This is a genomic window from Pantoea sp. CTOTU46764 (genome assembly GCF_031974595.1).
Taxonomy (GTDB): Bacteria; Pseudomonadota; Gammaproteobacteria; order Enterobacterales; family Enterobacteriaceae; genus Pantoea; species Pantoea trifolii.
The window spans coordinates 37,284-48,239 of sequence record NZ_DALYOQ010000029.1 but is presented as its reverse complement, the minus strand read 5'-3'; the positions used below and the strand labels follow the sequence as shown (position 1 = coordinate 48,239).

General features: G+C 55.8%; 11 protein-coding genes. 7 read left to right on the top strand and 4 right to left on the bottom strand.

Translation table 11 applies throughout. From position 1 onward, the window contains the following. Positions 1–290: 290 nt before the first annotated feature. Positions 291–1,541 carry an enterobactin transporter EntS gene (gene entS, locus RTM06_RS12025; protein WP_312182417.1) on the top strand — a complete coding sequence of 417 codons (1,251 nt, stop codon included), beginning with the start codon at positions 291–293 and terminating at the stop codon, positions 1,539–1,541. Here entS and fepB read toward each other — a convergent pair. Beyond that, positions 1,536–2,501 carry a Fe2+-enterobactin ABC transporter substrate-binding protein gene (gene fepB / locus RTM06_RS12020; RefSeq protein WP_312182415.1) on the bottom strand — a complete coding sequence of 322 codons (966 nt, stop codon included), beginning with the start codon at positions 2,499–2,501 and terminating at the stop codon, positions 1,536–1,538. The two genes, entS and fepB, sit on opposite strands and share 6 nt — an antisense overlap. A gap of 176 nt (positions 2,502–2,677) precedes the next feature. Here fepB and RTM06_RS12015 point away from each other — a divergent pair, with 176 nt between their 5' ends. The 5 genes from RTM06_RS12015 to RTM06_RS11995 are packed head-to-tail and all read left to right on the top strand — an operon-like array spanning position 2,678 to position 7,534. Next, positions 2,678–3,859 (top strand): isochorismate synthase, encoded by a 1,182-nt coding sequence (locus tag RTM06_RS12015; protein WP_312182412.1) that lies wholly within the window; start codon positions 2,678–2,680, stop codon positions 3,857–3,859. A gap of 10 nt (positions 3,860–3,869) precedes the next feature. Then, entirely contained in the window at positions 3,870–5,486 is a 1,617-nt protein-coding gene (locus RTM06_RS12010) for a (2,3-dihydroxybenzoyl)adenylate synthase (protein ID WP_312182410.1), read from the top strand. Positions 5,487–5,504: 18 nt separating this feature from the next. Continuing rightward, positions 5,505–6,359: an isochorismatase family protein gene (locus RTM06_RS12005; protein ID WP_312182408.1), complete on the top strand. Its 855-nt coding sequence runs from the start codon at positions 5,505–5,507 to the stop codon at positions 6,357–6,359. Next, positions 6,356–7,114 carry a 2,3-dihydro-2,3-dihydroxybenzoate dehydrogenase gene (gene dhbA / locus RTM06_RS12000; protein WP_256698266.1) on the top strand — a complete coding sequence of 253 codons (759 nt, stop codon included), beginning with the start codon at positions 6,356–6,358 and terminating at the stop codon, positions 7,112–7,114. The genes RTM06_RS12005 and dhbA overlap by 4 nt, the downstream gene beginning before the upstream one ends. Before the next feature lie 3 nt (positions 7,115–7,117). After that, positions 7,118–7,534 (top strand): hotdog fold thioesterase, encoded by a 417-nt coding sequence (locus RTM06_RS11995; protein ID WP_312182406.1) that lies wholly within the window; start codon positions 7,118–7,120, stop codon positions 7,532–7,534. A gap of 40 nt (positions 7,535–7,574) precedes the next feature. On the opposite strand, the gene cgtA is transcribed toward RTM06_RS11995, so the two are convergent. The 3 genes from cgtA to rplU form a co-directional block, all read right to left on the bottom strand. Further along, complete coding sequence (cgtA, locus tag RTM06_RS11990) at positions 7,575–8,750, bottom strand: Obg family GTPase CgtA (protein ID WP_008104343.1); 1,176 nt, start codon at positions 8,748–8,750, stop codon at positions 7,575–7,577. Between the two features lie 249 nt (positions 8,751–8,999). Further along, on the bottom strand, positions 9,000–9,257 hold the full coding sequence (rpmA, locus tag RTM06_RS11985) for a 50S ribosomal protein L27 (protein WP_007886647.1): 258 nt from the start codon (positions 9,255–9,257) through the stop codon (positions 9,000–9,002). Positions 9,258–9,272: 15 nt separating this feature from the next. After that, the gene (gene rplU, locus RTM06_RS11980) at positions 9,273–9,440 is read right to left on the bottom strand and encodes a 50S ribosomal protein L21 (RefSeq protein ID WP_312182404.1); all 168 of its coding nucleotides are present in this window, start codon (positions 9,438–9,440) and stop codon (positions 9,273–9,275) included. A 253-nt stretch (positions 9,441–9,693) separates the two neighbouring features. On the opposite strand from rplU, the gene ispB reads away from it, so the two are divergent. Further along, a complete protein-coding gene (gene ispB / locus RTM06_RS11975; protein ID WP_008104346.1) occupies positions 9,694–10,665 on the top strand; it encodes an octaprenyl diphosphate synthase in 972 nt (323 codons plus the stop codon). Positions 10,666–10,956 lie beyond the last annotated feature (291 nt).

The window sequence follows — 10,956 nt, the reverse complement described above, 5'->3', positions numbered from 1 at the left end:
ACAATGACGCACTCCGCGCTGTTACAGGAGGTGGTAAGCGAATGATAAACATCGGGAAGCGGTATCGATTTTGCCCCCAGCATTAAGCTGAGCGCGATGAGGAGCAAGAGCAGAATCCCTGAGCCTGCTAATGCACGAATCTGGCGCATAGCGTTCTAAACCTTCACTGTTCAACGTCGTCGCATGCGCGATGTAACTTGATAATGGTTATCGTTATTACTCGCGTTTAGCTATGTTACCATGACTCGCCTCGCGGACGATGAGGAAAATTGGTGCAATAAGGCGAACACATGAACAAATCTTCCCACTTTATCGATCTCTCGCTGCTGAAAACCCATCCGGCTTTTCGCGCGGTGTTTATCGCGCGTTTTATCTCGATTGTCGCGCTCGGTATGCTCGCCGTGGCGGTGCCGGTGCAGATCCAGCACCTGACAAATTCACCGCTGCTGGTGGGATTGGCGGTGACGCTGGCCGCTGCGGGCATGTTTATCGGCCTGCTCACCGGCGGCGTATTGGCGGATCGCCATGAACGCAAAAAGCTGATTCTTTTTGCCCGATCCACCTGCGGCTTAGGTTTTATCGCGCTCACCATCAACGCCGCGCTGCCAGAACCCTCTTTGATCGCGGTTTATCTGCTCGGTTTCTGGGATGGCTTTTTCGGCGCGATTGGCGTGACCGCGCTGCTGGCGGCGACGCCCGCGCTGGTCGGCAGGGAAAACATTATGCAGGCGGGCGCCATCACCATGTTGACGGTGCGCTTTGGCTCGATTTTATCGCCAGCGATTGCCGGTCTGGTGATTGCGCATGGCGGCGTAACCTGGAACTACGCCCTCGCCGCCTTCGGCACTTTGCTTACCGTGTTAACGCTGCTGAAATTGCCGACCTTGCCGCCTCCGCCGCAACCGCGTGAACATCCGCTGAAATCCCTCGCCGCTGGCGTGCAATTTCTTTTCGCCAGCCCGATTGTCGGCATGGTGGCGCTGATTGGCGCATTAGTGACGCTGGCCAGCGCGGTGCGCGTGCTCTATCCATCCCTCGCGCCGCATTGGTCAGTAAGCGCGGACCAGCTTGGCCTGATGTACGCTGCCGTGCCGCTTGGTGCGGCTATCGGCGCATTCACCAGCGGTAGACTGAAACACGCCGCGCGTCCCGGACAGCTGGTGCTCGGCAGCGCGATTGCGGCGTTTATCGCGCTGGGTTTGTTTAGCCTGATGCCGAATCTGCCGCTGGCATTAGCCTGTTTAGTCGCCTTCGGCTACTTCAGCGCCATCAACAGTCTGGTGCAGTACGCGATGATTCAGGCATTAACGCCGGATCATCTGTTAGGCCGTATCAACGGCTTGTGGACCGCGCAGAACGTGACCGGCGATGCGATTGGTGCGGCGGTGATTGGCGCAATGGGTTCATGGCTGCTGCCACCGCAGGCCGCCGCCGTGTTTGGCTTTGCGGCGGCGCTACTGGGCATAGCGATGTGGTTGGTGATGGGCCGTTTACGTCGTTACCACCCGCCAGCACCGGAGCTGGCGGAACAGGCATCATGATTTAACGAACAGCTTTTCCAGACGCGCCAGCAGATTACTGGCGCTGTAGTAATCAAGACGGAACGAATCGACGCCCAGCTCGTACACCTGTTTGTTCTGCACGGCAGCGTTTTGCGCGAGGAATGGATTGCTCAGCACCGATTGCGTGGTTTTATCGTCAGCGGCAAACAGCAGGAAGGTTTTACCGTTCAGCCCGCTGGCAACGTTTTCACCCGACAGTTGAATGATGTCTTTGCGCTGCCCCATGCTGTGGCCCTGCTCAACCGTCGCCGGTGGCGTTGCCAGGGTGAAGCCAAGTTGTTCCAGCAGCTTGCCCTGCGCCGAGGCTGCGGTCCACAGATTGACCGCGCGTCCGCCGCCGTTCCACACCATAGCGGAAACCGGCTGCGGTGGCAGCGTGATGGCTTTTTTCAGCGCCGCTTCACGATCGTCGAAAGCTTTAATGCGCTGCGCCGCCTGCGCTTCGTGACCGCTCGCCTGGCCTAGCAGCGTGACGACATCCTGCCAGCTTTTGTCGTCGTAATTGACCACCAGCGTCGGTGCGATAGCCGAGAACTGTTCGGCGAGTTTAATGGCAGAATCGTTGCCGGTAGCGCTGACGATGATCAGATCCGGCGCTTGCGCAGCAACCGCTTCGGCATTGGGTTCACCGATGTACAGACGTTGCAGATGCTGCTTTTTGGCAACATCGCTCCACTGACGGAAGAAACCCTGATCGTCGGCAAGACGACTGTTTGGTGCGGTTGCGCCGGACGCGATGACCGGTGCATCAATGGCCAGCAGCGAGCCGGTCAGCGTGACGCTGGTCGAAACAATGCGCTGCGGCGCGTGGCTGAGGGTGATCGATCCGTTGGCACCCTGCACGCTGCGCGGCCAACCTTGTTCGGCGTGGGCGATGCTGGTGAAAATCTGGAAAACACATATAAGGGCTGCAATGCCCCAAAAACCGCATTTATTCATAAGTTTTGGTCCACTTTTTAGCATATTGCCCTGCTTAGCGTCAGCGCCTGGTTACGTTTAAACGCAGCTGAAATCCCGCGAATGGATTGACACCTTTGCCCAATCGACGTAGGTTACAGGCCCATAATAAAAATGATAATCATTCTTAATAATCTTATCATTTATAGGTGAAAATTATGGTGGAATCTTCCACGTTTGAAAATGCCTGGCTGAAGGATTATTCCGCGCTAAGCCGTGGTTTCCTCTTTACCTCGCCGTGGCGTAGTTTGGCAACGCAAGGATGCTATACCACCATTACCGCGCCGGTAGCAGACGCCGCGTCGCTGGACGGTGATTTCCAACAACAGCTGCGTCAGCATTTTGCAGCGGCGAAAAAACAGGGCATCGACAATCCAATTCTGGTCGGCGCGATCCCGTTTGACGTCAGCCAACCGGCTGCGCTGTTTATTCCTGAAACCTATCAGACGTTCAACCGCGCCGACCTGCAAAGCGCGCTGCCGCAAAACGTCAGCGATCTGCCGCAGGTGCGTCGCCGCGCAGCGATACCGGACCACGACGTATTTACCACCATGGTGGCCGATGCAGTGGCGGCCACGCAGCGCGGCGATCTGGATAAAGTGGTGCTGTCGCGTCTGATGGATATCGTCACCGAACAACCGGTTGATACCGCCGCACTGATGCAGCGCGTGATTGCGCAGAACCCCAACAGCTACCATTTCCATCTGCCGCTGCCGCAAGGCGGTGCGCTGATTGGCGCCAGTCCGGAGCTGATGCTACGCAAACAGGGGCGCGATTTTAGCTCTTGTCCGCTGGCGGGTTCGGCGCGGCGCAATCACGACGATGCTCAACAGGATCGTGCTGCGGGCGATACGCTGATGGGTTCCGGCAAAGATCGTCATGAGCACAAACTGGTGACCGACGCGATGCGCGACACCTTGCAGCCGCGTAGCCGTTTGCTGTCGGTGCCAACCATTCCATCGCTGATCACCACCGCCACGCTGTGGCATCTCGCCACGCAAATCGACGGTGAAGTGCAGGATGAGCGCGAAAATGCGCTGTCGCTGGCTTGCCTGTTGCATCCCACGCCAGCGTTGAGCGGCTTCCCGCATCAGCGCGCGCAGCAGCTGATTCAGCAGCTGGAACCTTTTGATCGCCAGCTGTTTGGCGGCATCGTCGGCTGGTGCGATAGCCAAGGCAATGGCGAATGGGTGGTCACCATCCGCTGCGGCACCGTGCAGGGTACGCGCGTGCGCCTGTTTGCTGGCGCGGGCATTGTCGCCGACTCCCAACCCGAATCAGAGTGGCGTGAAACCGGCGTGAAGCTGGACACCATGTTGCGCGCCTTTGGACTGCAATAAAGGAAAGAGCATGAGCATTCCCTATACTCGCTGGCCGGACGATCTGGCTGCGCGCTACCGTGAAAAAGGTTACTGGCTGGATGTGCCGATGACCGACATTCTGGCGCGGCATCAGCACAATGATGCCATCGCGGTGATTGATGGCGACCGTCAGATCAGCTATCGCGAAATGGATGTGCTGAGCAGCAATCTGGCCGCCGCGCTGCAGCGTCGCGGCCTGCAAAACGGCGATACGGCGCTGGTACAGCTTGGTAACGTGGCCGATTTTTATGTCACAGTATTTGCGCTGTTTAAGCTCGGCGTGGCGTCGGTATTCGCGCTGTTCAGCCATCAGCGTACTGAGCTGAGCGCCTATGCGGCGCAGATCGAACCTAAACTGCTGATTGCCGATCGCAGTCACGCGCTGTTTGCTGACGATAGCTTTATCAACGCGCTATGCGATGCGCAGCCTTCACTGCAGCAAGTGATTCTGCGTAATGACAACCAGCCGGAAAACACGCTGGAATCCTTGATGGTGGAAGCTGTGGGTGATTTCGTCGCCACGCCAACCGCCGCCGATGAAGTGGCGTTTTTCCAGCTCTCTGGCGGCAGCACCGGCACGCCGAAGCTGATTCCGCGCACCCACAACGACTATTACTACAGCATTCGCGCCAGTGATGAGATCTGCGACGTGACCGCCGATACACGCTATCTCATCGCCCTGCCCGCACCGCATAACTTCGCCATGAGCTCACCGGGTTCGCTCGGCGTATTTTATGCCGGTGGTCAGGTAATTCTGGCCGCCGATCCCAGCGCCACGCTCTGCTTCCCACTTATTGAGAAGCATCAGGTCACCGATACCGGTTTGGTGCCGCCTGCGGTGAGTTTGTGGTTACAGGCGATTCAGGAATGGGGCAGCAATACACAGTTGGCCTCGCTGCAGCGTATTCAGGTGGGCGGCGCCAAACTGGGCGAAACCCTGGCGGCACGTATTCAGCGCGAAATCGGCTGTCAGCTGCAGCAGGTGTTCGGCATGGCCGAAGGTCTGGTGAACTACACCCGCTTTGGCGACGATGAGAACATCATTCTCACCACGCAAGGCCGGCCGATCTCTGAAGATGACGAAGTGTGGGTCGCCGATGAACACGGCAATGCGCTGCCTACCGGCACCATCGGCCGCCTGATGACGCGCGGCCCTTATACCTTCCGTGGCTACTACAAGAGCCCGGAACATAACGCCGCCAGCTTCGATGCCAACGGATTTTACTGTTCGGGCGATCTGATTGAGATCGACGCGCAGGGCTACATCACTGTGCAAGGGCGCGAAAAGGATCAGATCAATCGCGGTGGCGAGAAGATCGCCGCGGAAGAGATCGAAAACCTGCTCCAGCGCCATCCAGACGTGATCCACGCCGCGCTGGTGTCGATGAACGATGAACTGATGGGTGAAAAGAGCTGCGCCTTTATTGTCGCCAGCCAACCGATTAAAGCAGTGGCGCTGCGTCGTCACCTGCGCGAACTGGGCGTGGCCGAGTTCAAATTACCTGACCGTATTACCTGCGTAGATGCCCTGCCGCTGACGCCTGTTGGCAAGGTGGATAAAAAACGTTTACGCCAACAGCTTGCCGATCAACAAGCGCAAGCCTGACCTGTTCCGGAGATTGTAATGGCTATTCCAAAACTGAACGCTTACGCGCTGCCTGCAGCGACTGAACTGCCAACCAATAAAGTGAAGTGGGCGGTGGAACCTCAGCGCGCCGCGCTGCTGATTCATGATATGCAGGCTTATTTCCTCAATTTCTGGGGCGAAAACAGCCCGCTGGTTAATCAGGTGGTGGAAAACATCGCTCGCCTGCGTGCTTACTGCAAAGCGCAGGGCATTCCGGTGTTCTACACCGCCCAGCCGAACGAGCAGAGCGATGCCGATCGCGCGTTGCTTAATGACATGTGGGGACCGGGCCTGAACAAACATCCGGATCAGCAGAAGATCGTTGATGCGCTGGCACCGGATCAGGACGACCAGGTTCTGACCAAATGGCGTTACAGCGCCTTCGTAAGATCACCGCTGGAATCGATCCTGCAGGAGATGGGCCGCGATCAGCTGATCATCACCGGCGTGTACGCACACATCGGCTGCCTGACCACCGCGACTGACGCCTTTATGCGTAACATCCAGCCGTTTATGGTGGCGGATGCGCTGGCTGACTTCACGCGTGAAGAGCACATGATGGCGCTGACTTACACTGCGGGTCGCAGCGGTAAAGTGGTGATGACCGCCGATCTGATGCCGCTGCCGTTGAGCAAAGACGATCTGCGCGCGCTGATTCTGCCGCTGCTGGAAGATGACGATGTGCCGGAAGATGACGAGAACCTAATCGATTACGGTCTGGATTCGGTACGCGTAATGGCGCTGGCGGCGCGCTGGCGTCAGGTGCACAGCGATATCGACTTCGTCAGTCTGGCAAAAAATCCGACCGTCGATGGCTGGTGGGCGCTGTTATCAAGGGTGCCGACTAAATGAGTGCGACGTTCGACTTTAGCGGAAAGATTGTCTGGGTGACCGGCGCGGGCAAAGGGATTGGTTATCACACCGCGCTGAGCTTCCATCAGGCAGGTGCGCAGGTTATCGGCTTCGATCTGCGTTTCGATCAAGCCGACTATCCGTTCACCACGCAGGTATTGGATGTCGCGAACGCCGCCGAGGTGAAAGCGGTTTGTCAGCGTTTGCTGGCGGACCAGCCACGTCTGGATGTGCTGGTGAACGGTGCCGGCATCCTGCGTATTGGCAGCACCGATGAACTGGCGTTTGAAGATTGGCAAGCGTGTCTGGCGGTGAATGCCGGCGGCGCGTTCAACATGTTCCAGCAAACCTTGCCGGTGTTTCGCCAGCAGCGTGCGGGCGCGATTGTCACCATCGCGTCCAATGCGGCACATGCGCCACGTCTTGGGATGTCCGCTTATGGCGCGTCCAAGGCCGCACTGCGCAGCTTGTGTCTGACCGTGGGTTTGGAAATGGCTCCGTTCGGCGTGCGCTGCAATATCGTCTCGCCAGGTTCCACCGATACCGATATGCAACGCAGCCTGTGGCATACGCCAGAAGCCGAGCAGGAGATGATTAATGGTTTCCCGGATCAGTACAAGCTGGGGATCCCGTTGCGTAAGATCGCGAAACCGCAGGAGATCGTCGCGAACGTGATGTTCCTCGCTTCGGATCTTGCCAGCCACGTAGTACTGCAGGATATTGTGGTCGACGGTGGCGCAACGCTAGGATCCTAAGTGATGGCAATCTGGAAACGATCGGTCGATGTTGAAACGTTGAATAAGATGGGTGAAAACTCGCTGGTGGCACACCTTGGAATTGTGTTTACCACCATCGGTGAGGATTACCTAGAAGCCACCATGCCGGTGGATGCCCGCACGCAGCAGCCGTTTGGCTTGCTGCACGGCGGTGCTTCGGTGGTACTGGCGGAGTCGATGGGATCGATCGCCGGTTATCTCAGCATCGAAGACGGCAAAAGCGTGGTGGGCATTGAGGTGAGTGCCAGCCACCATCGCGCGGTAAGCAGCGGTGAAGTGCGTGGCATTTGTCGCCCGCTACACCTTGGTGCGCGTAATCAAAGCTGGCAGATTGAGATTCGTAATGCCCGCGATCAGCTGTGCTGCACCTCGAGATTGACGGTGGCGGTGCTGGGTTAAGAGATAAAAAAAGCGGCCTTCTGGCCGCTTTTTTGTGCGATTAACGCTGGTAAATGATTTCGACGCCTTCGTCGTCTTCTTCGTCCCAGTCGTCATCCCAATCGTCGTCTTCTTCCACTTCCTGCGCCGTTTCCATGGCTTCACGGTGATAATCATCCCACATGAAGGCCACTTTCTCTGGCTCTTTAGCTTCTTCTTCGGCTTCTTTTGGATTTTCGATGATAAAGCTCATCACATCCCAGCAAAGATCTTTCACGCCATCATGGCTAGCCGCAGAGATTAGGTAATATTTTTCTTCCCAGCCTAATGCTTCCACTACCGCTTTGGCACGGCTTTCCGCTTCTTCGCGGCTCAGCAGGTCACATTTGTTGAACACTAACCAACGCGGCTTCTGGAACAGTTTATCGCTGTACTTCTCCAACTCGCCGAGAATGATGCGGGCATTTTCTACCGGATCAGATTCATCGATAGGGGCAAGATCGATCAGGTGCAGCAGCACGCGGCAGCGCTCAAGGTGCTTCAGGAAGCGAATACCCAAACCTGCGCCATCCGCTGCGCCTTCTATCAGGCCAGGGATATCAGCGACAACAAAACTCTTTTCGTTGTCCATACGCACGACGCCAAGACTTGGCACCAGCGTAGTAAACGGATAATCCGCAACTTTTGGTTTCGCTGCGGATACCGAGCGAATAAAGGTCGATTTACCGGCATTCGGCAGACCCAACATACCAACGTCAGCCAGCAGCATCAGTTCCAGTTGCAGGTCACGCTTCTCGCCCGGTGTTCCCATGGTTTTTTGACGCGGGGAACGGTTAACCGAGGATTTAAAGCGCGTGTTGCCCAGGCCATGCCAGCCGCCTTTCGCCACCATCAGCTTCTGCTCATGACGCGTCATGTCGCCCAGCGTTTCGCCTGTACCCTGATCAATGACGCGGGTACCGACCGGCACTTTAACAATGATGTCTTTACCACGTTTACCGGTGCAATCACGGCTTTGGCCATTCTGGCCACGTTCGGCACGGAAAGACTTTTCAAAGCGATAATCGATCAGGGTGTTGAGGTTTTCATCTGCCAACAGATATACGTCGCCGCCGTCGCCGCCGTCGCCGCCATCCGGGCCGCCTCTTGGAATATATTTTTCACGGCGGAAGCTTACGCAACCGTTGCCGCCATCACCCGCGACCGCAAGGATCGTCGCTTCATCTACAAACTTCATTTTATTTCTCCGTCACGCTGTCGTTCACGGCAGCTTGCAGGCCGCAAACGGGTCCGCCAGGGTCTTCTGCGCTGACCGACGGCGGATAATACAAGACTGGCAAAGCCAGGAGTACATAAATTGTACAACAACTGTGCTAAAGCGTAACTGTTATCCAGCAAGCTCAGTAGCAGAATGTAAAAAGCCCCGCAAAGCTGCGGGGCCTTTCATTCGTGTATTCAGACGGTAGACGTCTGCAGCACGACAACCTTACTCAGCAACGATGCTGATATATTTGCGGTTGTTCGGGCCTTTAATCTCGAATTTTACTTTGCCGTCTGCGGTGGCAAACAGGGTGTGGTCACGACCACAACCTACGTTGCTACCTGCGTGGAATTTGGTGCCACGCTGACGAACGATGATGCTACCTGCCAGAACAGATTCGCCACCGAAACGTTTTACACCCAGACGTTTTGCGTTGGAGTCGCGACCGTTACGGGTCGAGCCACCAGCCTTCTTATGTGCCATTTGTCAGATCTCCTCTTACGCGCCGATCACAGTGATTTTCACATCTGTGAACCACTGACGGTGACCAGCTTGCTTACGGTAGTGTTTACGACGACGAAACTTAACGATTTTAACTTTCTCGCCACGACCGTGACCTTCGCTTACTCGGTGTTGTTTACCACCACTTTGGAAAACCGCGTACATATAAAACTCCGCTTCTGCGCGTGCCTTTCTTGTTCATCAGGCGGCGCGATAAATATTCACAATAGGGCGCGAATTCTACGCAATACTCCAGCAGAAGACAAGAGCACTTTGCACTCTCTTGCAGAAAAAAAGCGCAAAGCGAATGCAAACGTTTCGCAACCCGATTTTTCAAGTACAATCAGTAACAGATTACCTGAACTCACGCTGTTTAAAGCGCTTACCATGCAAAAAACGAGTAAAGCTGAAAAGACGAATGAACTTAGAACAGATTAATGAATTAACCGCGCAGGACATGGCGGCCGTCAACCAGACCATCCTCGAGCAGCTGAATTCAGAAGTCTCACTGATTAACCAGTTGGGCTATTACATTATCAGCGGCGGGGGCAAACGCATCCGTCCGATGATCGCTGTGCTGTCGGCACGCGCGCTGAATTATCAGGGATCGTTGCACATCACCAATGCGGCGCTGATCGAATTTATCCATACGGCGACGCTGCTGCACGATGATGTGGTGGATGAATCCGATATGCGCCGTGGCAAAGCCACCGCGAACGCCGCGTTTGGTAATGCGGCTAGCGTGCTGGTGGGCGATTTTATCTATACGCGCTCATTCCAGATGATGACCAGCATGGGATCCTTAAAGATCCTGGCGCTGATGTCGGAAGCGGTCAACGTGATCGCCGAAGGGGAAGTGCTGCAGTTAATGAACTGCAACGATCCCGACATCACTGAAGAGAGCTACATGCGGGTGATCTACAGCAAAACCGCCCGCCTGTTCGAAGCAGCTTCGCAAGCATCGGCGATTTTAGCTGATGCGTCGCCAGCGCAGGAAAAAGCACTGCAGGATTATGGTCGCTATCTTGGTACCGCTTTCCAGTTAATTGATGATTTGCTGGATTACAGCGCGGATGGCGAAACACTGGGTAAAAATACCGGTGACGACCTGAGCGAAGGCAAACCGACGCTGCCGCTGCTGCACGCGATGCACAATGGAACGCCTGAGCAAGCGCAGATGATCCGCAAAGCGATTGAAGAAGGCAACGGTCGTCATCTGCTGGAACCGGTGCTGGCAGCGATGCAACAAACTGGCTCGCTGGAGTGGACGCGTAAACGTGCTGAAGAAGAGGCGGATAAAGCTATCTCAGCACTGCAAGTATTACCTGAAAGCCCGTGGCGCAGCGCACTTGAAGCGCTGGCGCACATGTCCGTACAACGCGACTTCTGATTTTAACGGGGCCTGAATTGGTCCCGTTTCCTTTCTCACTCTTCTCCCCTTTACTTACATCGCTTGCATCACTTTTGCGAAAAGCGACGCAGTTTCGTGCGCCGTTCAAACATTTACTGGAAATTAACTGGAAACATTTGCTATAAAAATGCGGGTTTTTTCCAGATATCTCTGCGACGGGAAAGCTTTTTCAGCGGAGATGAAGTAATAACACGGACACGGAGAAGAAAGTTATGTACCCAAGGAAAGTGGATTGGCATCCGGCAGATATCATTGCTGCATTACGTAAGA

Coding starts and splice junctions, on each gene's coding strand:
- dhbA (WP_256698266.1), top strand. CDS start 6,356: ATGAGTGCGACGTTCGACTTTAGCGGAAAGATTGTCTGGGTGACCGGC.
- ispB (WP_008104346.1), top strand. CDS start 9,694: ATGAACTTAGAACAGATTAATGAATTAACCGCGCAGGACATGGCGGCC.
- RTM06_RS11995 (WP_312182406.1), top strand. CDS start 7,118: ATGGCAATCTGGAAACGATCGGTCGATGTTGAAACGTTGAATAAGATG.
- RTM06_RS12015 (WP_312182412.1), top strand. CDS start 2,678: ATGGTGGAATCTTCCACGTTTGAAAATGCCTGGCTGAAGGATTATTCC.
- rplU (WP_312182404.1), bottom strand. CDS start 9,440: ATGTACGCGGTTTTCCAAAGTGGTGGTAAACAACACCGAGTAAGCGAA.
- rpmA (WP_007886647.1), bottom strand. CDS start 9,257: ATGGCACATAAGAAGGCTGGTGGCTCGACCCGTAACGGTCGCGACTCC.
- fepB (WP_312182415.1), bottom strand. CDS start 2,501: ATGAATAAATGCGGTTTTTGGGGCATTGCAGCCCTTATATGTGTTTTC.
- entS (WP_312182417.1), top strand. CDS start 291: ATGAACAAATCTTCCCACTTTATCGATCTCTCGCTGCTGAAAACCCAT.
- RTM06_RS12005 (WP_312182408.1), top strand. CDS start 5,505: ATGGCTATTCCAAAACTGAACGCTTACGCGCTGCCTGCAGCGACTGAA.
- RTM06_RS12010 (WP_312182410.1), top strand. CDS start 3,870: ATGAGCATTCCCTATACTCGCTGGCCGGACGATCTGGCTGCGCGCTAC.
- cgtA (WP_008104343.1), bottom strand. CDS start 8,750: ATGAAGTTTGTAGATGAAGCGACGATCCTTGCGGTCGCGGGTGATGGC.